Below are 22,937 nucleotides of genomic sequence, written 5' to 3'. Positions count from 1 at the left end.
GTTACATTTTTATTTTAGGAAGTTTGCCATAATTGATAAACACCGATATTTTTGATACACTGTTCACTATTACTGAACAATCGAGGATGGGATGGACCGTATAGAAGCTATGAAAGTCTACATGCGCGTCAGCGAATTATCGAGCTTCGTAAAAGCGGCAGAAAGCCTTGGTATGTCCAAGGCCCATATTTCTAATATCATCCAACAACTTGAGGCGGATACGGGCACCCGACTTCTTCACCGCACCACCCGTCGCGTTCAGATGACCCAGGACGGAATGACTTACTATGAGCGATGCAAGGATCTTCTGGCGGATATTGAGGAACTTGATTCGCTGTTTAAGAAAGACGCGGGTCGCCTGTCAGGAAGAATTCGCGTCGATATGTCGACAGGTATAGCAAAAAATTTGATCGCTCCACGGCTTCCGGAATTTTTAAAAGCCCACCCGGGTATCGAGATCGAATTAAGCAGCACGGATCGTCGAGTGGACCTTGTCCGTGAAGGTTTTGATTGTGTTATTCGTGTAGGAAATTTGACAGATTCGGGACTTATCGCAAGACCTCTGGGGAAGTTCACGGTCGTCAACTGTGTGAGTCCTCTTTATATAAAAAAATACGGTCGTCCTAAAAATCTGGAAGATTTATCAGAGCACTTTCTGGTCCACTATGTACAAACCCTCGGAGCGAAGCCTGACGGTTTTGAATACTTCGACGGAGAAAAGTTTCAGATTAAAAAAATGCGAGGGCAGATCACCGTGAATAACGCTGAAAACTACCTGTCGGCATGTCTAGCAGGACTGGGAATTATTCAAGCCCCTAAAGCGGGATTGAAAGAGTATCTGAAGAATAAATCCCTGATTGAGATTTTACCGACCTTAAAAAGTGAGCCTATGCCGGTCTCTCTCGTTTATCCTCATCGTCGTCACGTTGCCAAACGTGTTCAGGTATTCATGGATTGGGTGAGCGAAATCATGCGGGATTATATCGTCTAGAAGGACCTGATACGTCCTCGCATCACCGGAACCTGACTTGATTTCTAAGACGTCCTTGCCTATTGTAAAAACATGAAATTGATCACATGGAATGTTAACGGTCTTCGCTCGGTTCAACGTAAAAACTTTCGCGAATGGTTTGAAAATGAGAAGGCCGATATCGTCTGCCTTCAAGAAATCAAAATTTCTGAAGAAGCTATTCAAGAAGACGAAACATTCTATCACCCGGCTCGCTATCACTCGACGTGGAACTTTGCTGAAAAACCTGGATATTCGGGGTTGGCACTTTATTCTAAAAAAGAGCCTGATGCCGTTCGCCGGGGTTTAGGCATTGAAAAATTCGATCGCGAAGGCCGCTGGCTGGAAGCTGATTTTGGTTCCATCACTGTCGTGAACAGCTATTGGCCCAACAGCCAACGCGATCACGCTCGCCTGCCCTTCAAATTAGAATTCTGTGCGGCGGCGGAAAAGCGCTTACAAGCTTTACGCAAAAAAGGTCGCGAGGTTGTTATCTGCGGTGACTTCAATATCGCCCATAAAGAGATCGATTTGAAAAACCCAAAGACCAACGTTAAAAATGCCGGCTTTTTGCCTGAAGAGCGCGCCTGGATGACTCACTTCTTAGAAAAGCTAGAATGGGTCGACAGCTTCCGTAAATTCGAACAAGGCGCAGGTCACTACACCTGGTGGAGCTATCGCCCCGGAGTCCGCGAAAGAAACGTGGGTTGGCGCTTGGACTATTTCTTGGTGAACAAAGAAGCCTCCGACCGCTTAAAATCCGTCAGTCACCTGCCGGATGTTATGGGATCCGATCATTGCCCTGTGCGCCTTACTTTGAAGAAGTAATGCAAGGCTGATTGAGTTTAGTGAAAGTTTCGTGATACGAAAAAGTATGACGAAATTAGATTTAAAAACTTTTGCATTTTCTTTTTTATTGGCCTCAGTGGCCAGCATTTCAACTCAAGCCAAAGAAGTAGCCTCTCCGGTCCTAGTCGCGCAGACTTATTTCTATGACAATACAGTTTCCAATGCTGACGATCTCTTTATCATCACTGTTCAGAATACCCTGAGCGATATTGATTGGGATGGGACTACTGTTGAAATGAAGATCAATGATTCGACAGTCAAGATCACTTCAAACTATAAAAACAGCTTCAACGTGGTCGCCGACAAAAGCTATCCAAAGGATCTAGCGCTTCCAACCGTAAAAAATCTAACCGACAAAGTGCAAATCCAAATCCCGCAGTGGCATTCGATTAAAAACGGAAGTCCGAAAATCAGCTATCGCTGCATTAACGGAGAAAACGCATCTCCTTGGGTGCAATTCCGGAATCCTTTGCAAATATTAATCATGCATCAGGAAAAAATATCCGTTCCCACGATTTTGAATTCGAAAAACAAAAAGGATTTAAAATCCTGGATCGACTTGCTGCTAACAAAAACCGTCGCCATCAGTCCTAACCTGACTTACTCCTTCCGCGCTTCTTATGAATACTCCGTTGGACCGAAAATCCCATGGGTTGTACTTCCTATTTTTCTAGCTCCTGCAAAAAAATATGATAAAGCGGACGCAGCCGCTATGGCCGATGCGATCCAAAACTATCTCAATGCCAACCAACCTTTTAAACCCTCAGAAAGCCAATTTGTTTTTTCAATCATCGTTTACCAGAATCAACTTCCACTCTTGGACGTCCAAGAGTTCGAACTGCCATCAAACCTGACCGAATTAAATTAGAAAAAACAGGTTGCGATAAGGGTCGAACTTTGTGCCCGCAGTAAAACGCGCCGAGTGGGCGCGTTTTAGTGCGGAGCATGGAGCAAAACAATCCGCGAAGGCGGATTGTTTTGCGACGTCGTCAGGCTCGCATCCTGATCGTCAATGTCTCTAGAAAGTATTCGGAAACGACAAAATCAAAAGAAAAAAAGAAGATGGTGGAGACGATCAGGATCGAACTGACGACCTCAACACTGCCAGCGTTGCGCTCTCCCAGCTGAGCTACGTCCCCACTTAAAAATAAAAAAACTAAGCGCGTCCCGTAGAACCAAAACCACCTGCACCACGCTCGGTAGTTCCCAATTCATCGACAACTTGGAATTGTGCCTGAAGAACCGGAGCAATCACCAATTGAGCACAGCGCTCTTGATCACTGATTGTCACAGCTTCATTACCCAAATTAATCACGATGATTTTCACCTCACCCCGATAATCAGCATCGATAGTTCCCGGCGTATTCAAAACCGTCAAACCACTTTTTGCGGCCCATCCACTGCGTGGACGAGCTTGGATTTCATAACCTAGTGGAATTTCAAAAGACAAACCTGTTGGAATTAAAGCTCTTTCGCCCGGATTTAAAATCACCGGACCCGCAAGCTGCGCGCGAACGTCGAAGCCGCTAGCACCCAAAGATTGATATTGCGGAAGTTCACCGTGGAAGTTTTCAAGTTTCTTTACTTTGACTGTGAGCTTTTGCATTTACAAATCCTTTTCCGATTACAGAGTCAGTTCTTCAAACCAAGTTTTCAGCTCGGTCACGCCCGGTCCTAATAAAACCCCGGATGCGGCGTTTAAATCAAGCTCTTCGCGAATATATTCATTCACCGAGTCGACCGTCACCGCTTTGATTTCCTCTATCACGGATTCCACAGAACGGAAGCTGCCAAAAACGATCTCGTTGACCGCTAAAGACGTCATACGATTTTCGATATCATCAGAACTTAATAAAATGCTGCCAATAACCTGAGTCTTAAACATCTCCACATCGGCCTTAGAGACACCTTGCTTACGAATCTTCTGCAGTTCTTTAGAAATAAGATCGCCCACTTTTTTGACATTCTTAGTTTCCGTTCCCGCATAAATAGTTAGCATCCCGGAATCAATGTGGGTGTTGAGGCTCGAATGAATTGTGTAAACCAGGCCTCTTTTTTCACGAACACTTTGATAAAGTTTGGAGGTCATGCCTCCACCCAAAAGGGTGTTCGCAATCACGGCTTCGAAACGACGTTTATCCTTGAAGCTTGCTGTCGGAAAGCCCATCAGCATGTGCACTTGCTCTGCTTGCTTTTCAACGACGTGACGACGTTTCAACCAGCGAGGGAACTTACGAGAGTTTTTAAGCACCGACTGCTTTTTCTTTCCCAAACGCTTTTCAATACCAGCCATCAACTCGTCATGGTCCAAGCAACCTGCCGCACTGACGATGATGTTTTTTCCAGTGTAGTTTTTCTTGTAATAATCCATCACCTGATTCTGTTTCATCGTGGCGATAGACTTTGGAGTTCCCAAGATAGGACGAGCGAGCGGATTTTTTCCGTACACCTGCTCATAGAAGACATCATAAATGATCTCTTCATGGCTATCTTCGGACATTGCGATCTCTTGCAAGATCACACCTTTTTCCAGGTCGAATTCTTTCTTGTTCAAATGCATGTTGGATACTAGATCCGCCAAAACATCCAAGGCCTTTTCCCAGTGATCTTTTAAAACCAAAGCGTGGTAACACGTATATTCACGCGTGGTGTAGGCATTTAAATCCCCACCCAAGGCTTCTAAAGATTTTGCGATTTGATAGGCAGACCGAGTTTTAGTCCCCTTAAACACCAAGTGTTCAAGAAGATGCGAGATGCCCGCATTCTCTGGCGACTCATCTCGAGTGCCGGTCAAAACCCAGATACTGATAGAAACGGCACGGGACCCTGGATGAAGTTCGCTCACCACTCGGATCCCGTTAGAAAGTTCAGATTTTTTGAACTTAGTATTTGTCATTGAGTCTCTTAAAAAAGGTAAGAGGCCCACTTCAAGCTCAGCGCCCCTTAAAGGCGCCGGATAAAGCGGCCTTTTGGCCCTTACTGAAGAAGCGCCTTACGAGAAAGCTTGATACGACCTGCGCGGTCCACTTCAAGAACTTTAACATCGATCATTTCGCCTTCTTTAAGTACGTCAGTCACTGCGCGTACACGTTCGTTGGCGATTTCAGAGATGTGCAATAGACCTTGAGTGTTCGGTAAGATTTCAACGAAAGCACCGAATTCAGCAATCTTCACAACGCGACCTTTATAAGTCTTACCTACTTCAGCTTCAGCAACGATGTCGTTGATCATAGCGATCGCCTTCTTAGTTGCTTCAGGATCTGCAGAGGCAATGTGGATTGTACCGTCGTCTTCGATTTCGATCTTAACGCCGGTCGCTTCCGTGATACCACGGATCACTTTACCACCAGAACCGATCACTTCACGGATCTTATCTGGTTTGATTTTGATTGTTTCGATACGAGGAGCAAATTCAGAGATTTGACCACGAGCTACTTTGATCACTTTTTCCATCTCATTCAAGATGTGAGAGCGACCTTCTTTAGCTTGAGCCAAAGCCTGTTCCATCACGTCGAAAGAAACAGAGTCGATTTTGATATCCATTTGAAGAGCTGTGATACCTGTTGGAGTACCCGCTACTTTGAAGTCCATGTCACCCAAGTGATCTTCATCACCCAAGATGTCTGTAAGAACGGCTACGCGGTCGCCTTCTTTAATAAGACCCATTGCTACACCGGCAACGTTCCCTTTGATAGGTACACCGGCATCAAGCATCGCCAAAGTTCCCGCACAAACAGAACCCATTGAAGAGGAACCGTTAGACTCTAAAACTTCAGAAACGATACGGATTGTGTATGGGAATTTTTCGTGATCAGGAAGAACGGCTTTCAAAGCGCGCTCTGCCAAGTTACCGTGACCGATTTCACGACGACCCTGACCACCGAAACGACCTACTTCACCGACTGAGTATGGAGGGAAGTTGTAGTGAAGCATGAATTTGCGTTTTTGAGTTCCCAAAAGCGCATCAACCATTTGCTCATCATCACCTGTTCCCAAAGTCACTGTGCCCAAACATTGAGTTTCACCACGAGTGAACAAACCAGAACCATGCGCACGAGGAAGAAGACCCACTTCATTCGCGATAGAACGAACCGTTTTCACGTCACGACCATCGATACGAACTTTGCGGTCTAGAATCATAGAACGAGCTTCATTGTACTTAAGCTCTTCAACGATTGCGCCGATTTCTTTCTTGCGTTGTTTAGCAAGATCTTTGTCAGTGATAGAAGCAAGGAACATCGTCTCTGCTTCAGCTTGAGCAGCCGCTGCCGCTGCATAACGGTCTTGCTTAATTTTGATACCAAGAGCCGCAGCGATTTTTGGTTTCAAGAAAGACTCTACTTGTCCTTTGAAATCAGCGTCGATAGTCGCTGGAGTGAAAGAACGTTTTGTCGCAGAACCAAACTTTTCACGCAATTCATCTTGCGCATTCAATAGAGGCATCATGGATTGGTGACCGAATTTCAAAGCCGCCAAAACGTCTGCTTCAGAGATGAATTTTGTTTCACCTTCAACCATCAACAAACCATTGCGAGTTCCCGCAACGATGATATCCATGTCGGATTTTTCCATTTGTTGAGGCGTTGGATTCGCAACGAACTGACCATCAACGCGACCTACTTGAATCGCCGCTGTGGGACCGTTAAATGGAATGTCTGAAAGATGAAGAGCTGCAGAAGCACCCAAGCTTGAAAGGATCTCAAGAGGGAATGCACCGTCAGCAGAAAGAACCGTCGCCACCACTTGAGTTTCGTTTCTGTATCCTTCAGGGAATACAGGGCGGATCGGACGGTCAATCAAACGCGCGATCAGAACAGCGTCTGTCGTTGGTTTACCTTCGCGTTTGAAGTAGCCACCTGGGATTTTACCGGTAGCGTAGAATTTTTCGATATACTCCACAGTCAGTGGAAAGAAATCTAGTTCAGAGGCTTTTTTGCTAGATACTGCCGTAACAAGAACCATGTTGTTACCGCAAGAGACTAGAACAGATCCATCTGCTTGTTTTGCCAAACGGCCTGTTTCGATGGTGATTTGTTTTCCGCCCACCGATGTAGTTACAGTCGTTTTCATTAAATCTCCTTGAATTGATGCCAGAGCCTTATGCTCTGAGTGTACGAGAATTTCCTGTCGAGGAAAAGATTGAAGGGGCTCTTCGCCCCTTCAGGAATGTCAGATTACTTACGGATATCAAGAGCCTTGATAAGGTCTTGGTAGCGTTTCACATCTTTACGATGTAGGTAGTCCAAAAGTTTTCTTCTTTTGTTAACCAAAGTCACAAGACCGCGACGGCCGTGGTGATCTTTTTTGTGAGTGCTGAAGTGCACAGTCAAATCGTTGATTTTCGCTGTCAAAAGCGCCACTTGCACTTCTGGAGATCCAGTATCTAGATCTTTCGTTTGGAATTTCTTAACGATTTGGTTTTTTGTATCTTTAGTGACTGCCATTAAAGTCTCCTGTTCTTTTAAAAATTGCTTAGTTTTCAAACAAACCCCGCAGTCGTCATGGCTGTCGATCTGTAGAGTGTTGTTTATAAGTTTTAAGGTTCTACCCCGCATCCCCACCCCGGTCAAGGCAAAGAGGACACAGGCCTAATATTTAAAGACCCTTTTTAGGACAAAACCGCGTCCCTCTTCAAGCCCCACCAGAGCCAATAAATGCCCGGTGTCCTGAGCTAAAACTTGGACATATTGGTCCTCGGAAGGCCGAAAGGCCGTGATCAGTTGAGAGCGCAAGTCATGGCTGATCTGCCCGTTCCCCAAAAGAACCTTATCTTGCCCTTTAATACGAATACGTTTGATCTGAGGCAAGGCATGATCCATCCCCACAAAAGCCGTCCCCCAAGGAGGGGCTCCCGTATAAGCCTGCTCGATCTGTTCCAGGGTTTGTGCCTGAGGCAAATGATAAGGTGCCGACCAGGTTCTGCGCAATGAGCTCATCGCCGCTCCACACCCCAAAGCCTTCCCTAAAAGGTCGACCCAGGTGCGGATGTAACTGCCTTTGCTGCATTTGATGTCAAACTCGGCCCAATCGGGACCGATTTCAACCGCTTCCACATCCCAGAAATTCATCATCTTTTTAGGAATGACGACTTGTTCTTCCTGACCTTGGCGAGCGTATTCATAAAGTTTTTTACCCTGAACTTTAATCGCAGAGTAAATCGGAACTTCAAGTTCCATCTCTCCCTGAAGCTTAAAGGCTTCGGCTAAAATACGTTCTTTAGGAAATTCGACAGAGACTTTTTCTAAAACCTCACCCGTCGTATCCAAAGTGTCTGTGCGCACACCCAGTTGAGCACGCACGCGGTAACCCTTATCGCCTTCAAGAATATATTGGCTGAGCTTTGTACCTTCATTCACAAGGCACACCATCAAGCCTGACGCCATCGGATCCAAAGTTCCTGAATGACCTACGGCCTTGGTTTTTAGAATACGTCGAAGCCTTGCCACGACATCATGGCTAGAAATCCCTGAAGGTTTATCAACCAACAAGAGACCATTAAAAATTGTTGGATTATTCGTCATCAGATTCGTCGTCGGAAGTTTCGCCTTTAGCTTTTCTCTCTAACTCAAGTTCATGAAGGATTTTCTCCACCTTCAAAACCTGATCTGTCGCGTGATCCGCATAGAAAGTCAGCTTCGGGCAATAGCGCATTTTGAGTTCTTTACCGATAAAGTTTTGAATCTCAAAAGCTCTTTCTTGAAGAAGTTCCAACGCCTCAGTCTTCTGAGCGTCGGAACCTAATACACTGATATAAACTTTAGCTGCGCGAAGGTCGGCCGGCATCTTTACGGAAGCCACCGTCACCAAACCTGGTAACGGTGATTTAAAACCGCGAAGCAAAAACTGAGCGATAGTAGCTTGAATTTCTCGTTCTACGCGAGCGACTCGGCGCCCATCACCCATGTTCTTCATTACTGCAAGCTCCCGTCCAATTCACGAGCAACTTCTTTTTTCACGTAAGCTTCCATCATATCGCCGACTTTAACGTCGTTGTAGTTTTCAATGCCGATACCGCACTCGTAGCCTTGAGCCACTTCTTTGGCGTCGTCTTTGAAACGTTTAAGGGAAGCGATCTTACCTTCGTAAACGATTTTATTTTCACGAAGAAGACGGATCATATTATTACGTTGGATCTTACCGTCGATCACGAAGCAACCTGCAATTGTGCCCACTTTAGGTACGTTGAAGGTATTACGAACTTCCACGCGACCCATAACTTCTTCAACTACATCCGGAGTCAATAGACCCGCCATAGCTGCTTTCATTTGGTCGATCAATTCGTACACGATCGAGTAAGTTCTGATATCCACACCCATTTGTTTCGCTTTGGCTTGTGCGCCCAAGTCAGGACGTACGTTGAAACCAAGAACGATACCTTTAGCGGTGTGAGCTAGAACAACGTCACCTTCATTGATACCACCCACTGCAGAGTGGATGACTTTCGCCTTCACCTCTGGAGTCGACAATTTCGACAACATGCCGTTGATAGCTTCCAAAGAACCGTGAACGTCTGCTTTCAGAACGATCGCAAGTTCTTTCACATCTCCGGACTTCACTTTCGCGAAGATATCTTCCAAAGACATTTTCGACGCTGGGGTCGTCGCGGCTTTTTCAGCCTGCTCTTTTCTTAGAGTAGAAACTTCGTTCGCTGTCGCTTCATCTTTGACGATGTCAAATTTGTCGCCGGCAGCTGGAACCGCTTCAAGACCCAAAACCTCTGCTGGCAAACCAGGTCCTACGGATTCAATTCTTTCACCACGATCGTTCACCAAAGAACGAACACGGCCTTTCATTGTACCCGCTACGATGTATTGACCTACAGACACAGTTCCATCTTTAACAAGAAGAGTAGCAACCGGCCCTTTGCCTTTTTCCATTTTCGCTTCAATCACGATACCTGTGCCTGAACGTTTTGGATTGGCTTTAAGTTCTGCAACCTCAGCAAGAAGTTTCACTTGCTCAAGAAGTTCTTTGATACCTGTTTTCTTCAAAGCTGAAACTTCACAGAAGATCGTGTTTCCACCCCATTCTTCCGGAACGATTTCAAGCTCAGTCAATTGCTGTTTAATACGGTCTGGATTTGCACCTGGCTTATCCATTTTGTTCACCGCTACGATCATCGGTACGCCCGCCGCTTTGGCGTGGTTAATCGCCTCTTGAGTTTGAGGCATCATACCGTCGTCTGCCGCCACCACGATGATCGCGATGTCTGTCGCATTCGCACCGCGCGCACGCATGGCCGTGAAGGCTTCGTGGCCCGGAGTATCTAGGAATGTGATCAATGAACCGTCGTCGATTTTAACACTGTAAGCACCAATGTGCTGAGTGATACCGCCGGCCTCACCTGCGGCTACATCCGCATTGCGAATGGCATCCAACAAAGATGTTTTACCGTGGTCGACGTGACCCATCACTGTCACAACTGGAGGTCGAATCACGGCTTCCGCACTCAAATCACCAAACGCTGTTTCTTCTGCCACAGCGTCGGCTGTTTTAAATACGTTTTGCGCTTCCCAACCAAACTCCGGCACGATCAAAGCGATCGTATCGAAATCAAGGTCGGTGTTCATGTTCGCCATCACACCGTTTTGCATAAGAACCTTCACCAATTGAGGAGCTTTCAAGCCCATCTCCATGGCAAGGTCGCTTAGCTTCATCGTGTTGTTAACTTTAACTACACGTTTGTGAGCAGAAGGAGTCGTGATCTGAGTTTTTTGCGCTTCACGATCCAACATGCCTTTTTTCTTTTTAGGCTGGAAGACCATCTCACGCTTACGGAATTCAACCGCGTTGAATACCGCTACTTCTTCTTCCTTCTCTTTTTCTTTTTCACGAGTGGTTGCAGAGCCTGCTCCCGTTCCCGGACCGACTTTTTTACGACGGTCGAAATCATTTTTCTTAAAGTCATTTACATCCGGCATTGGCTCGGGCGTTTGATTCGCAGCCACGAAACCCGTACGGATATTGCGTGTTGGAGCACCACCTGAAGGACGGTTGAAACCGCCTGGACGAGGTTGGTATCCGCCACCCCCTTGAGGGCGATCGCCACCACCAGCACCACGAGGTTGGTAACCACCTTGCGGTCTATCACCTTGTTGGCGCTGCGGAGCTTGCGGTTGCACACGAGAAAGGTCCATACGACCGATAATATTTCTTTTCACTGTCGTCGCTGGAGTCGAAGAACTGGATACGCCACTAGTGCCCACAACAACCTCTTTTTTACGGGCTGCTGGAGCTGGAGCCGCCGGTTCTGGCGCTGGAGGAGCTGCCGGAGTTTCTTTTGCCACCACAGGTTCAGGTTTCGCCTTCACCTCAGGAGTTGGAGCTTCCTCTTTTACCACGACTTTTGCCGCTGGAGCCGGTTTTTCAACAACCGGTGCTGGCGCAGGAGCTGCTTCTTCTGCAACAGGAGCTTCTTCAGCTTCTGCTTTCGCGGCTGTCTTCTTTACCACCACACGAGTTGTCTTAGCGGGAGCTGCTGATTCTTCTGTTTCAGCCTCTTCTGCTTTTGCGACGACTTTCGCTTTTGGAGCTTCGTCTTCTTTTTTACGACGAATAACAGGGGTTTTTGCTGGCGCTGCTGCCGCCGGCGCTTCCCCTTCTGAAGCAGCTACGGCTTTTTTTGGTGCCGCTTTACGAGTTGCTGCTTTTTTCGGTTTAGCCTCTTCAGCCGGTTTATCGCCGCCTGAGAGTTTAATTTTAATTTGCTCTAGAACTGTCGGATCCAGCTCTGCCATGTGACTTTTCACAGGCAAATTCCACTCGCGGATTTTATCCATGAGGGCTAGCGGGGTCATCCCGATCTCTTTTGCAAATTCAAAAACCTTTGGATTACTCACTCAGTCTCCCTGTTTTCTTTTAATCCAATTCAATGTTGCTTACTGCTTCAGCTTCGGCGGCTCAGGCCGCCACTGCTATACCGACTTGCGCCGGATTATTCCTCGTCCGCTTCTTGCGCATCAAGTTTTTGCAATTCTTGTTTAAGAAGTGCATCTGCTTGAGCTTTTGCAGAAACATTCGATTTGTTGTCTTTAGCTGCTGTTGGAGCTGTTGGAACTGGAACACCTTCAGCTTCATATTTCGCAACCAAAGCTTTCGCTTCTTTCGACAATTTTTCAGCCTTATCTGGATCGTCGTAACCAGGAATTGTCATCAATTCGTCTACACCCGCCGCTGCCACAGCCTGGAATGAACCGAAGCCGGATTGGAAGATGTTTTGTGCCATTGTCTCGTTCATGCCTGGGATCAACATCAAGTTGAAGATGGATTCCGCAGTACGAGAAGCTGCTGAAGATTCAGAAATGATATCCAATTTCCAACCTGTCAATTTAGCGGCCAAACGCACGTTTTGACCACGTTTACCGATCGCCAATGACAATTGAGAATCTGGAACTACGATTTCCATCTCTCTGTTCGCATCATCCAAGAATACGCGAGAGATTTCAGCCGGAGCCAAAGCGTTGCACGCGAAACGAGTGATATCTTCGTCCCAAGGAACGATATCAATCTTCTCGCCACGAAGTTCTTGTACGATGTTTTGTACACGAGAACCCTTCATACCTACGCAAGCGCCCACTGGATCTACAGAGTTGTCTTTAGAACGAACCGCGATTTTCGCGCGTTGGCCGGGCTCACGAGCCGCTGCCATGATCTCAACAACACCGTCGTAGATCTCTGGAACTTCCATTTCAAAAAGTTTCATCAAATAACGCTCGTCCGCGCGAGACATGATGATTTGCGGACCACGCGTTGTTTGACGAACTTCAGACAAATAACCTTGGATACGATCGCCTGGCTTGTATTGTTCACCTGGGATTTGTTCACGAGGCGGGATGTAAGCTTCCGTGCGACCCAAGTCGACAACGATAGCGCCTTTTTCCACGCGACGAGCGATACCAGATGCGATCTCACCTTTACGCTCTTCAAATTCATTGAAGATGATAGAGCGTTCTGCATCACGCACTTTCTGCATGATGATTTGTTTTGCAGTTTGAGCTGCAATACGACCCAAATCCGAAGCCTCTAGCTTGATACCGATAGAATCATCAAGTTGCACATTTGGATCCAATTTTTGCGCTTCATCGTAAGGAATTTCAACTTCCTCATCGATGTATTTTTCACGAGGGACGACTTCTTTGAACTCAAAAAGTTCAACTTCGCCAGTTTCTTCATTATAAGCGGCTTCAATTTCACGGTAAGTACCGTATTTTTTACGAGCAGCTACCAACATACCTTGAGTGATTGCATCGATAACAACTTGTTTGTCGATACCTTTGTCTTTTCCGACCTGATCAATCACTTTAGAAAGATCTGAAAACATATTTTCAGCCATGACTTTCCTCTCTCGTTACTTTTTTTGACCTTTAGTAAATTCAAACACCAATTTAGCTTTGTCGATGAGCGCGTACGGGATTTTGATCTCGACGTTATCTACGACAAATCGAACACCCTCATTATCTGCTGACTCTAAAACCTGTTCGACAGTTTTAGTCGCTTTCCATTTCTTATCCGTGACCCCAACACTTTCCAAAGCTTTGGAAGTTTTGATGTACACTTTCTTGCCCACGACTTTTTGGAAATGCCAAGGCTTGTTCAAATGGCGATCCAAACCTGGAGTGGAAACTTCCAAGTTATAGGCTTCACCAGGAATAATATCTTCATCAGTATCTAAAATGGCGTTCAGACCTTTGGAGACATTGGAGCAATCATCCAGCGAAACGTTTCCATCTTCTTTGTCGATGAAAACGCGCAATGTTCTGCCCTTACCCACACCAACGAATTCGATGTCATAAAGAAGGCAACCTTCGCGGTCCGCCACTTCGTTGGCAATCTTTTCTACTTTATCCATCCAAGATGGGGTTTTCGACATTTACAGCAATCCTTATATAGCATACTTCTCAGCACGCACGAGTCCAGTTCACGGCAGCGCACGCGAGCAACAAAATCCAACTGTAAGAGGGAATTGCTTTGGCTGACCACCCGTCGATGTTTCAACCCGCCGCCGCCGCGGCAAAAAAAAATGGGCCTGCTGGGCCCATGAGAACGACTCTGAAACTAGCAAGAAAATCCAGACAATGCAAGGGTTTATCTGACCTTCCCTCGAGCGAGGCAAGGTTCCTACGCCAATGAGTACAAAATAGCCGTCGCCCCGTCACCATAATAGCGGGGACGCCGACGAACCTCTTTAAACCCCAGTTTTTCATAGAGTTTTTGTGCCGAGACGTTTTCTTCATGCACCTCAAGCCAGAGCTGTTTATCCTGACCCTTCGCAGCAACGATATAGGCAAACAGTCTCTCCATATACCCTCGGCGCCGAAATCGAGGATGACTCGCCACCAGAGAGATCTCCCAAGCATCCGGCAAATCACGATAAAGAACAAAACCCGCTAAATCCTCGCCTTCAAAAACTCCAAAGGCCTCAGCTGTCGCAAGCTCCGCACCTAAAAGATCCGCCGGCCAGTAGAACTGCGGAAGCAACCCTTGATCGGAGTGAACGGCCTCCACCAAAGCTCGCATTGCCGGTTTATCTGAGCCCTGAAGAATTCGAATATTCATATTATTCCGAAATAAAAGTGCGCACTTTGTATTTGCGCTTAATCACTTCAAACCAAGAGCGAATACGTTCTTCCAGCTGCTGTTGCGCAAGGAAGGATTTAATATTGTCTTTAAAAGAGGAAAAGGGATGGCTGCCAAACTTCACACGGTTTTTATCGTAATAAGCCTGCGCTTCTTGGTCCGTGATAATTCCCGTCATTGAACTGGTCTTAAACGCCAAAAAACTTTTCGCCGTCATTTTGCGGGTCACAAGTTTCTTAAGTTGCACGGGCGAGACCTCGAGCTGCACCCAATACGACTTCCCGGCCGTGGCTTTTTCAACTTTCGTTAATGCCGTTGAAATTTCGCTTTCCGAAATCGCGGCGACATTGAAGTTTTCAGCCTCTAAAGCCAAAACCGACTCCAGCAAAACCGCCGTCACTGCCGTACGAAACTCCGGCTGGCCCGGGCGCACTTCATAAAGTCCTTTTAAAGGAGTCTTGGGAGGATAAAGAATATTTTCAATGACCATTGAGATCTGAACTTCCCGCGACGTCACGACATGATCTGCCGCCTGCCCGACCGTTTCAGTCACCACTGTGGTCGCCGCCGAAGCCTGAATACAAAATAAAAGAGAAAGAAGAAATCTCATAGAGTCACTATGAGCTAAGAAGAACTTAAAGTCCAGCAGACCAAAAAAACAAACCCCGCTTTTAAGGGCGGGGCTTGTAAACCACTGAGGAATTAATAATTAACTTTTTCTATTAGATTAGAAATTTACGCGTCCGACAAGAGACATCACATAGTACTGCAACTTTTCGAGAGAGTTGCTGTACTCAGGTCTAGAAATCCATGTGTTATCATCCGCATTCACACGGCTTGAAAGATTCCACATGTATCTGAAATCCACACCCAAAGAATACTTCGGAGAGAATTCCAAGTCCGCACCCACCACAGTACCGATATCGATAGCGTGAGAGTTGGCTTTTGTATCGTTCACGTATCCATATGGATTCTTGTTATCCCAAGAGTATCCGCGGTAAGAGTAAGCCACCACACCACCGAATACAGGCTTGATGATACCAGAGAACAATTGAACTTTGGCAGCCAAAGAACCTGTGTACTGTTGTACGTCGATAGTGTCTGGGATGTAAGTTCCACCAGAGTAAGGATATCCGTAACCATAACCGTAGTTGCCAGTGTAGTAACCTTGGCCTTCTACTGTGTAGTTAGAGTAAAGGAATGAACCCTCTACGATGAAGTTATCGTACTTAGTACCGAAAGCCACACCCAGAGCATAGTTTCCTTTTACTTGGCGAGTGTCTGGATAGTCACCGATACCAAGGATACCTGCTACGTATTTAGTTTCAAGAGGAGCTAAAGGAGCTTCTTCTTCCACTTTCATCGCCGCTGCGATTTCTTCACGAACGATGTCGCGAGTGTTTTCTTTAGGCTCTTGAACTTGTTGAACCTGAACAGGTTGAACAGCGACAGGCTGTTGATACTGCTGTTGAGGTTGTTGTTGGGATTGATCCAACTGATTAAATTTATCACCAAAAAGAACGCCGGCACGTTTCTTCTCGTCTTCCATACGAGAGTGCTCAAGTTTTTCGACGATTCTTTGTTCTGTTTGCAGCTCAGCATCTTGACGAGCACGACGGATTTGTTCCGCGCGAGACTCTGTCAATGGAGAAGCTTCAATCACAGTTGTAGGCTGTTTTTGAATTTGTGATTGTTGCAACTGAGCATTGGAAGTCGGAGTCGCCTGATTCAAGATATAGATAGGCTGTCCGCTTACAGGTGCTGTGTTCGCAATTCCTGCCTGTGGAGCAGAAGCTGCTGCTGGTGCGGCCTGCTGGCTTGAATACATTTGATCAAGCTCCGCATCAACATCACTTTCTAGGCTCTGAGCAAGCGAATAAGTAGGCGCGATGCTCAAGGCCGCAAGGATATAGAAATACTTTTTCATAGGGTCTCCTCGTGGTACTGGTTTAAAAAACCTTTTTAAGTCATTCAGGCGTAGAGCAAGCCGGATGCCAACCTGGCCGAAAATCGTCCCCGGCGTCTAAGTTATTGATATCTAAAGTAAGTGCCTAACTCCCCCGAAAACCCGCGCCCCGTCCCCTGACCACAAATGTGACAACTTACAAGACGGTTTCTGAAATTCTTGCAAACGGAGCCATTTGGTCACTGAGTGTGGAAGGATTCTGATAAAACTACCCACTATATATTAAGGAGACCCCTTCATGTTTAAGCCGTTGTTCCGTATTTGCTCTTTGGCTTTATCTCTTTCGACTCTAGCAGCATGCTCTGGTGGTGGCGGAGGGGGAGAAAATCTCACGAACACCGTTGAACCTTCTGCGTGCGAAGTTTCAGGACACTCTTATGGCATCGTCGGCGGAAATACTTTGGGATCCGGCAACGAGCTCAGCTCTAGCACTGTCTTAGTTGTCCATATAGATGACGAAAAAAATGAAGGCATTTGCACCGGCACTCTTATAGATAATGATAAAGTCCTGACAGCTGCCCACTGTACTGAAAGATTTGGTGGGACGACGGTTGTAGCTTTCTCAAACAATGTCGATTGCGTTGTGAATGCCCCAAAAAGAACTCTGCGTTTGGTAACAGATAGAGCGATTCCCAACGAATACCGCTACTCTAAAAATACCAACTGGGACAACTCAACATATGATTTAGCCATCCTCAAATTTAAAGGTGGCTTAGCTCCAGGATATAAAGTGCGGGCTCTTCCAAGCGCAGGTTTCACGATCAATCAAACAGATGAGATGGTGATGGCTGGTTACGGAGTGACCTCTGAAAAAGCCAAAGACTCAGGTGTACTAAGATATACAACAGCATCGGCAACAAGAGTTTCAACCCGTTTTCACCTAGCGCTTATCAACAACACAGTATCTATCCCGAACACTCTAGTTTTAGACCAAGTTCAAAACGGCGTCTGCAAAGGAGACTCTGGCGGTCCGCTTTATGCGAAAACCAAAGACGGCCTGACTCTAGTAGGCATCACCTCTATGGGCATCGACAACCGCGCAAAAAAAGAACAGGATTCCCGCGTATGTCATGGAGTTGGCATCTTCGCCGACGTTCGTGAAAACCTAACGTGGATCCGCGAAAAAATGGAAGCGATGAAATAGAGTCATCGCTCCGAATAATAATAAAAAAACCCGAGGCATGAGCACTCGGGTTTTTTATTTTTGAGGGACCTACTTTGAAGGGCCTACTCTACTGACGAACACACTCAACAGATTCGCTCTTTCCACGAAGCGGCCCATGTTTATAAGTAATCACCCCACGAGAAGTTTCATGTATCACAGTCCCGTCACCCACATCTTGCCAAGGTGAGATAATAAGCTGAAAAGAACCACCTTTAGAGTTAGCACCAGTAAAAACCAAAGTCCCCGCGCCCCCATGACGAACTCCACCAATGTCTTCTTCAACGTCCAAAAAATAAGCTGTATAAGAAGATTCATCACCATCTTTAGAAGAAAGCACAAAAAGCGATTGAGAATACCGAGAATCCTCTCCCAAATAAGGAGATTTCTCCGTAAGAACGACGCGCTCTCCAGTGCAAGTCAAAGTAGCCACCTGATCCGCCAAAGCAAAACCAGAATTCAAAACCAAAAAAAAGACAAAACCCAAAAGTCGCATAAAATCCTCCAATGAGAAAGGATATAAACAACTCAACCAAACACCACAACAGCAGAAGCCCACACCACGAAAATAAGAAAGGACCCTTACAAACAATTAAGAACAATAACCAAGAAAAAAGAAGAAGCACAAAAAACTACCCAATCTCTCCCCAGCGAAGCCAGAAAAAGAGCGACCAAATCTTCCCCATCAAAATTCAAGTTCCGCAGCCAACAAAAACCACCACGAAGCCGAAAAACCACGACGAAGCAAAGAAACCCTAAACAACCAGAAACAAAAAAGAGCGAGGACTGTCCGAAGAATTTTGATGGGGAAGATTTGGTGCGGGTGGAGGGACTTGAACCCCCACGGACGTGAATCCAAGAGATTTTGAGTCTCTCGTGGCTACCATTACACCACACCCGCGTAGAGGGATATTTTTTAAAGAAATTACCCCAAATACTCAAGATCTTTTTTTAAAATCTGCTGCGAAAACCCAAAAAAGCCCTCATTTAAGCCAATATTGCCTAAAAACCAGGCTTCTTTCTGAGGTTTCCATGAGGCAAACACCCTTCGCAATCCCTTTTCAGGTTTCGAAATGAACTAAACTTATTTTTTAGCGTAGCCCAGATAAGATAAGAGCAATGAAGACGACAGTTTAAATTTCAGCCCTTCCGGAACGACGCCAGAAAAATAGTTTTTTATAGGAATCGTTGAGAAATCCATTTTTAAACCCGTCATTTCTTCAACTCTCATGTCAGCCTTTTTGCAATACTCTCGCAATTCATCAGGCTTAATAAAATATTCTATCACGTGCATGTCTTGAGGTGTGTTCTTCACCACCCACTCGATCATTTTGATGACGAGAAACCAAGAAAGCCAATGACGATTGAAGGTGTTAAAGAAAAACAAGCCTCCGGGCTTAAGAACCCGCGAGGCCTCTTTGATGAAAACTTCGGGATTTTCAATATGCTCCAAAAAATCCATGGCCGTTACGACTTCAAAATGTTCATCGGGAAAAGGCAAATGAAACGCATCGGCCTTCAAGTAGCGGACTTTCTGAGTGACGTCATACTTTTTAGCGATCTGTAAAGAGGCTTCTGAAATATCGATGCCCGTGACTGTGAAACCCTCTTTAGCCAGAGCATTGCTGACAAAACCTCCCCCGCACCCCACATCCAGAATATGGGCTTGAGAAAAATGCTGGCGAATTCTTGCTAGAGCCCACGGAATTTTGACGTCAGACTCAGCTCGCAAGAGTGCGACTGGGTCATCAAATGCCGTGTACCAGCGATCGCCGTAGCTTTCGTAAAAGGAATTATTCACTTTGTGCAGAGGCAAGGCTCTCCCTTTTCGTGGTCTTCTTTAACAGCATTCGCTGTCAGCGCCCGAATGGGAATATGTTTTTTCTCGCTTCACGTTCTAGCGGTTCTAATTAGTGAGACCAAAAACAGTGCGAGGGTGCACCAACGTATCGCCAGTTCCCAGAACTCCGGTCGAATTATCGCCCATACACTTAAGTTCTCCCGTACTTAACACAAAGCAAGTGGCATTTGCTCCGGTACTTACGTCAGCCACTCCTGCTGAAACTACGGTGGCAGGACCTCCCGACCAGCAGACATTGGATGTATGGCCCACACCGAGTTCACCACTTGAGTTCGTGCCCCAGCATTGCAATTTACCTTCATCTCCCGTGATCACACACACAGCATAAGGGCCCACTGAATACTTACGAACATCTGCCATCATAAACTTAGGCGTCGATGAGTTTGTTCCAAGACATGCCGGCTGTCCTGCCCCCCAACAGCTGAGGTCGCCATTCTTCTGAAGAGCACAGCCGATGGGTTGAGAAAATCCTCCACCAAGAATCACACTGCTGACGTCTTCTAAAGTCGGTGTTGTCGGCAGTGTGTTTTGCGCTGTCGTCGTTCCGTTACCCAGTTGGTTGTTCTGATTTTTTCCCCAGCAATAAAGTTTGTCATCCGTGGAAACGTAACAGGCACTGCTGTACTCCATTTCCACATCGCGAACTCCACTGGCTTTAACTACAACTGGTGTCGGCTGAAAAGTCGTAGAGCCCGGCTTAGCTTGCCCGTCACTATTGGCACCCCAGCAGCGAAGCTCACCGCTTTTGAGGACTGCGCAACCACCGTCTTCATTCAGGCTTACTTTTTCTACGTTTTTATCAATAAGAAGTTTTGGCGATTTATAACTTGCCATCGCTCCCATGCCCATACTTCCTAAAGCCGAGTTCTGTCCCCAACAACGAAGTTCACCGAAAGTGGAAATCGCACAGCTGCGCTCGCGATCTGTGATGATTTGACTTTGGTTGCGTGCCAGAGCCTGCGTCGGAACCAGACGGTTGATGATCGTGCGATCTCCAATTTGCCCCCCATTGTTGCGTCCCCAACATTGAACTTCGCCGGTAGCCAGCAAAGCGCAGATATGACGATAAAGACCGTTTCCATGTACGACAATCTTCGCAACACCCGAGGGAATCACGGTCACCGGCGTCTTGCGAGTCAAGCTCTCGCTGCTGGCTCCCCAACAACGCACACTGGAGTCACTCATCAACACACATTTAGGAGGGCTTAAACGATAGGTCACATCTAAGAAGGACGAAACTCCTTCAGGAATAATTTTAGTGGGCGCCAAATTTGCCAAGCTGTTATAGCTGGGCACATCCACGCCCCACCCCCAACACCACATTGATCCATCTGTTTTAATCCCACAAATAGCCGACCCCACGGGCATGGTTTGCACGTAATCCGTCGGCATCTGCACCGGTGTGGAAATATGTGTCGGCGTCGCCGTACCGGGAGTGAGTTGTGCGTTGTAATTGGAACCCCAACAATAGTTCGTGCGGGTCAACGGAGCGCCCTCTTCCTTCTGGGTGCAGATATTGGTATTATTCATGAAGAACGACGTGACGTTTGTATCGATAGGGGCCGCAGGAAAAGTTTTGATTTGGGTCGCCGACGCCGTCTGTGTGCCGTTATGCCCCCAACAGTAAAGATCTTTGTTCGTTTTTATCACGCAGATACTTTCAACTGCTCCAGACATGATTTTCACTTTCGCCACTTGGTCGGTCACCTTTATAGCACTGGCGAAAGGGCGGTTCTGAGCGGTGTTCCCTTGCGCCATGATTCCGGTCGATTCATATCCCCAACACATCAAATCTTTTGTGGCGTTATTTTTAACATAGCAAATGACATTGGGATGTAAGGTAAAGGTCAAAACTCCCGATGCGATGACTTTGACAGGATTAGGATGAAGCTTGCCGCCCGAAGATCCCGGGAACAAAAGACCCATATTGTCTTTTCCCCAGCACCACAGCTCTTCACTGGAGTTTAAGGCGCAAGCCACACTGTGACTTAATTCAAAATGTTCGACGTCACTGATGACAACCGAACTCACAGAAGAGGTGGAAGTGTAAGTCCCATTTCCCAACTGCCCAGAAGAGTTATCTCCCCAGCACTTCAAATCTTTATTTGAAAAAAGGGCACAACTAAAATCATATCCTTTGCTCATCGACACGACGGCGGGAGCGACACCACTATCATTGTCTTTAATATGAATTTCATGGAAAGAGACATCTCCGCCATTGCCTAAAGAGTTTCTTGAGAGCACTAAACGCAGGCGCTCTTCACTTTCTGGCACAGTATCTTCGGTGATTTGCACGGTCAGATACTTCAGTTGATCGCCGACGGCAAATTGCACTTCGCGAGACGATAAAACATAGTCGCCGCTATCGGCCTCACCCAAAACACTGATACTGACTTTAAAAGGAATCGGAGCAGGTGCACTTAAACTGATAGGTACGTTGATGCTCCCCACGTTTTCACTGACGATTTGAGTACTGGAAAGAAAGGACGCCGTTAAAGGTGTCGTGTAAGTCAAAACACCCGTTGTATCTTTAACGGGAAGATCAATCACCGCAGTTTCATTGGCTGGGTTTACGATGGAACCGCCATTCAGATCAATTGTCGTGGGAAGCTCAATTCCATCCGTGTCATTGTCTCCGACAACAACTTCATAACGGAATAAAAGTTCTGAATCTGAGATTTGTGAAATCAAATTCACTAAGCGTGTGTTGCCCGCGACCTTCACCGGAATGCGCGGCGATCCCGTCACCGTGATCGGTTGGTCATATTTAACAATGATCTCTAAACTTGTTCCATCCAGATAGACGTCTGTTTGCGGGGCGCTGAGTTTTTTTACTTCGGGAATTGTACGAATCAGAATCGGCGTTGTTTTCGACAGCGACTCATCCGCGCCCGGATCTGGCAGCTTTGTCAAATTATTGAAATCTTCGGTCGTACCTTGGACTTCTTGGGTCGGCTCGATAGTTCCGCCATTCAAAGACAACGCGGTGGAACTGGTGTAATCCAAAGTCGGCGCTGAATCACCCGCCACGACAGAATACTCAAAAGTTAAAATGTCAGTGCCCGTACCGGAAACGTAATAGGCCGTTCTTTTCACACTGCCCGTTTCAAGCTCGATACTAGGAACGCCCGTAACATTCACAGGCCCAGAAAAATGCACCTGGATGGGGACGATCTGCGCCGTCGTAAATCGAGGAACTGAAAAAGCCGAGACTGACGAAGCTCCCGCGGTGTCGGCATCTACTTTGGTCACTTTAGGAACGGGAGGCAACGCAGGCGTCGACGGAAGAATCTCTTTCGTCATCCGACCAAAAAAATCAGCGCGCATTTGTCCACACCCCGTTAGCAGACACAAAAGTCCCGCTGCGAGTGTTCGTTTTAAAACGCTCCTCTTCATCTCAAAAGGCCTCCACAATGTTCCATCCAGGGGCTCATCGGTCAAAAGTGAGCCCTTTTATAGGTAAAAATACGAAGTTACCGCCTATTGATGCGAATCAAGTCCGTGAACTTCCATG

At 46.6% G+C, this 22,937-nt stretch carries 19 protein-coding genes and 2 tRNA genes; 4 read left to right on the top strand and 17 right to left on the bottom strand.

Going from position 1 to position 22,937, the window contains the following annotated elements; all coding sequences use genetic code 11:
- The first annotated feature begins 91 nt into the window (after positions 1-91).
- The 3 genes from ACLWBD_RS06750 to ACLWBD_RS06740 all read left to right on the top strand — a co-directional run bounded on the left by ACLWBD_RS06750 (position 92) and on the right by ACLWBD_RS06740 (position 2,726).
- Entirely contained in the window at positions 92-991 is a 900-nt protein-coding gene (locus ACLWBD_RS06750; RefSeq protein ID WP_413570183.1) for a LysR family transcriptional regulator, read from the top strand.
- A 72-nt stretch (positions 992-1,063) separates the two neighbouring features.
- The gene (locus ACLWBD_RS06745; RefSeq protein WP_413570180.1) at positions 1,064-1,837 is read left to right on the top strand and encodes an exodeoxyribonuclease III; all 774 of its coding nucleotides are present in this window, start codon (positions 1,064-1,066) and stop codon (positions 1,835-1,837) included.
- A 46-nt stretch (positions 1,838-1,883) separates the two neighbouring features.
- Positions 1,884-2,726: a hypothetical protein gene (locus ACLWBD_RS06740; RefSeq protein ID WP_413570178.1), complete on the top strand. Its 843-nt coding sequence runs from the start codon at positions 1,884-1,886 to the stop codon at positions 2,724-2,726.
- Positions 2,727-2,921: 195 nt separating this feature from the next.
- Here the strand turns inward: ACLWBD_RS06740 and ACLWBD_RS06735 are convergent.
- The 13 genes from ACLWBD_RS06735 to ACLWBD_RS06675 all read right to left on the bottom strand — a co-directional run bounded on the left by ACLWBD_RS06735 (position 2,922) and on the right by ACLWBD_RS06675 (position 16,361).
- Positions 2,922-2,997 (bottom strand) — tRNA-Ala (locus ACLWBD_RS06735).
- Between the two features lie 17 nt (positions 2,998-3,014).
- Entirely contained in the window at positions 3,015-3,464 is a 450-nt protein-coding gene (dut, locus tag ACLWBD_RS06730) for a dUTP diphosphatase (RefSeq protein WP_063208320.1), read from the bottom strand.
- An 18-nt stretch (positions 3,465-3,482) separates the two neighbouring features.
- Complete coding sequence (locus ACLWBD_RS06725) at positions 3,483-4,754, bottom strand: M16 family metallopeptidase (protein WP_063208322.1); 1,272 nt, start codon at positions 4,752-4,754, stop codon at positions 3,483-3,485.
- Between the two features lie 80 nt (positions 4,755-4,834).
- Positions 4,835-6,928 (bottom strand): polyribonucleotide nucleotidyltransferase, encoded by a 2,094-nt coding sequence (pnp, locus tag ACLWBD_RS06720; protein WP_413570175.1) that lies wholly within the window; start codon positions 6,926-6,928, stop codon positions 4,835-4,837.
- A gap of 104 nt (positions 6,929-7,032) precedes the next feature.
- A complete protein-coding gene (gene rpsO, locus ACLWBD_RS06715; RefSeq protein WP_063208326.1) occupies positions 7,033-7,302 on the bottom strand; it encodes a 30S ribosomal protein S15 in 270 nt (89 codons plus the stop codon).
- Positions 7,303-7,446: 144 nt separating this feature from the next.
- Positions 7,447-8,379: a tRNA pseudouridine(55) synthase TruB gene (truB, locus tag ACLWBD_RS06710; protein WP_063208328.1), complete on the bottom strand. Its 933-nt coding sequence runs from the start codon at positions 8,377-8,379 to the stop codon at positions 7,447-7,449.
- Positions 8,369-8,770, bottom strand: a complete 402-nt coding sequence (rbfA, locus tag ACLWBD_RS06705) for a 30S ribosome-binding factor RbfA (protein ID WP_063208330.1) — start codon at positions 8,768-8,770, stop codon at positions 8,369-8,371. The genes truB and rbfA overlap by 11 nt, the downstream gene beginning before the upstream one ends.
- Entirely contained in the window at positions 8,770-11,697 is a 2,928-nt protein-coding gene (gene infB, locus ACLWBD_RS06700) for a translation initiation factor IF-2 (protein ID WP_413570172.1), read from the bottom strand. The genes rbfA and infB overlap by 1 nt, the downstream gene beginning before the upstream one ends.
- Positions 11,698-11,792: 95 nt before the next feature.
- The gene (gene nusA / locus ACLWBD_RS06695; RefSeq protein ID WP_063208334.1) at positions 11,793-13,190 is read right to left on the bottom strand and encodes a transcription termination factor NusA; all 1,398 of its coding nucleotides are present in this window, start codon (positions 13,188-13,190) and stop codon (positions 11,793-11,795) included.
- A gap of 15 nt (positions 13,191-13,205) precedes the next feature.
- A complete protein-coding gene (rimP, locus tag ACLWBD_RS06690) occupies positions 13,206-13,727 on the bottom strand; it encodes a ribosome maturation factor RimP (protein WP_063208336.1) in 522 nt (173 codons plus the stop codon).
- A gap of 248 nt (positions 13,728-13,975) precedes the next feature.
- The gene (locus ACLWBD_RS06685; protein ID WP_413570170.1) at positions 13,976-14,413 is read right to left on the bottom strand and encodes a GNAT family N-acetyltransferase; all 438 of its coding nucleotides are present in this window, start codon (positions 14,411-14,413) and stop codon (positions 13,976-13,978) included.
- Position 14,414: 1 nt separating this feature from the next.
- A complete protein-coding gene (locus ACLWBD_RS06680; RefSeq protein WP_413570168.1) occupies positions 14,415-15,044 on the bottom strand; it encodes a hypothetical protein in 630 nt (209 codons plus the stop codon).
- Between the two features lie 117 nt (positions 15,045-15,161).
- Positions 15,162-16,361 carry a hypothetical protein gene (locus ACLWBD_RS06675; RefSeq protein ID WP_063208342.1) on the bottom strand — a complete coding sequence of 400 codons (1,200 nt, stop codon included), beginning with the start codon at positions 16,359-16,361 and terminating at the stop codon, positions 15,162-15,164.
- Between the two features lie 277 nt (positions 16,362-16,638).
- Between ACLWBD_RS06675 and ACLWBD_RS06670 the strand changes: the two genes are divergently transcribed.
- The gene (locus ACLWBD_RS06670; protein WP_063208344.1) at positions 16,639-17,544 is read left to right on the top strand and encodes a S1 family peptidase; all 906 of its coding nucleotides are present in this window, start codon (positions 16,639-16,641) and stop codon (positions 17,542-17,544) included.
- An 88-nt stretch (positions 17,545-17,632) separates the two neighbouring features.
- On the opposite strand, the gene ACLWBD_RS06665 is transcribed toward ACLWBD_RS06670, so the two are convergent.
- From ACLWBD_RS06665 to ACLWBD_RS06650, 4 genes are all read right to left on the bottom strand, one after another.
- Complete coding sequence (locus ACLWBD_RS06665; protein ID WP_413570166.1) at positions 17,633-18,058, bottom strand: hypothetical protein; 426 nt, start codon at positions 18,056-18,058, stop codon at positions 17,633-17,635.
- 319 nt (positions 18,059-18,377) lie between these two features.
- Positions 18,378-18,463: transfer RNA gene (locus tag ACLWBD_RS06660), tRNA-Leu, on the bottom strand.
- Positions 18,464-18,646: 183 nt separating this feature from the next.
- Positions 18,647-19,378 carry a bifunctional 2-polyprenyl-6-hydroxyphenol methylase/3-demethylubiquinol 3-O-methyltransferase UbiG gene (gene ubiG, locus ACLWBD_RS06655; protein ID WP_413570164.1) on the bottom strand — a complete coding sequence of 244 codons (732 nt, stop codon included), beginning with the start codon at positions 19,376-19,378 and terminating at the stop codon, positions 18,647-18,649.
- 90 nt (positions 19,379-19,468) lie between these two features.
- A complete protein-coding gene (locus ACLWBD_RS06650; RefSeq protein WP_413570162.1) occupies positions 19,469-22,819 on the bottom strand; it encodes a Calx-beta domain-containing protein in 3,351 nt (1,116 codons plus the stop codon).
- Positions 22,820-22,937 lie beyond the last annotated feature (118 nt).

The organism is Bdellovibrio sp. HCB117 (assembly GCF_047305915.1).
Classification (GTDB): domain Bacteria; phylum Bdellovibrionota; class Bdellovibrionia; order Bdellovibrionales; family Bdellovibrionaceae; genus Bdellovibrio; species Bdellovibrio bacteriovorus_B.
This window is presented reverse-complemented; position numbering and strand designations above follow the sequence as displayed.

What these genes read in the sequence shown, in the direction of transcription:
- ACLWBD_RS06750 (WP_413570183.1), top strand. Translation starts at nt 92, where the DNA reads ATGGACCGTATAGAAGCTATGAAAGTCTACATGCGCGTCAGCGAATTA.
- ACLWBD_RS06745 (WP_413570180.1), top strand. Translation starts at nt 1,064, where the DNA reads ATGAAATTGATCACATGGAATGTTAACGGTCTTCGCTCGGTTCAACGT.
- ACLWBD_RS06740 (WP_413570178.1), top strand. Translation starts at nt 1,884, where the DNA reads ATGACGAAATTAGATTTAAAAACTTTTGCATTTTCTTTTTTATTGGCC.
- dut (WP_063208320.1), bottom strand. Translation starts at nt 3,464, where the DNA reads ATGCAAAAGCTCACAGTCAAAGTAAAGAAACTTGAAAACTTCCACGGT.
- ACLWBD_RS06725 (WP_063208322.1), bottom strand. Translation starts at nt 4,754, where the DNA reads ATGACAAATACTAAGTTCAAAAAATCTGAACTTTCTAACGGGATCCGA.
- pnp (WP_413570175.1), bottom strand. Translation starts at nt 6,928, where the DNA reads ATGAAAACGACTGTAACTACATCGGTGGGCGGAAAACAAATCACCATC.
- rpsO (WP_063208326.1), bottom strand. Translation starts at nt 7,302, where the DNA reads ATGGCAGTCACTAAAGATACAAAAAACCAAATCGTTAAGAAATTCCAA.
- truB (WP_063208328.1), bottom strand. Translation starts at nt 8,379, where the DNA reads ATGACGAATAATCCAACAATTTTTAATGGTCTCTTGTTGGTTGATAAA.
- rbfA (WP_063208330.1), bottom strand. Translation starts at nt 8,770, where the DNA reads ATGAAGAACATGGGTGATGGGCGCCGAGTCGCTCGCGTAGAACGAGAA.
- nusA (WP_063208334.1), bottom strand. Translation starts at nt 13,190, where the DNA reads ATGGCTGAAAATATGTTTTCAGATCTTTCTAAAGTGATTGATCAGGTC.
- rimP (WP_063208336.1), bottom strand. Translation starts at nt 13,727, where the DNA reads ATGTCGAAAACCCCATCTTGGATGGATAAAGTAGAAAAGATTGCCAAC.
- ACLWBD_RS06685 (WP_413570170.1), bottom strand. Translation starts at nt 14,413, where the DNA reads ATGAATATTCGAATTCTTCAGGGCTCAGATAAACCGGCAATGCGAGCT.
- ACLWBD_RS06680 (WP_413570168.1), bottom strand. Translation starts at nt 15,044, where the DNA reads ATGAGATTTCTTCTTTCTCTTTTATTTTGTATTCAGGCTTCGGCGGCG.
- ACLWBD_RS06675 (WP_063208342.1), bottom strand. Translation starts at nt 16,361, where the DNA reads ATGAAAAAGTATTTCTATATCCTTGCGGCCTTGAGCATCGCGCCTACT.
- ACLWBD_RS06670 (WP_063208344.1), top strand. Translation starts at nt 16,639, where the DNA reads ATGTTTAAGCCGTTGTTCCGTATTTGCTCTTTGGCTTTATCTCTTTCG.
- ACLWBD_RS06665 (WP_413570166.1), bottom strand. Translation starts at nt 18,058, where the DNA reads ATGCGACTTTTGGGTTTTGTCTTTTTTTTGGTTTTGAATTCTGGTTTT.
- ACLWBD_RS06650 (WP_413570162.1), bottom strand. Translation starts at nt 22,819, where the DNA reads ATGAAGAGGAGCGTTTTAAAACGAACACTCGCAGCGGGACTTTTGTGT.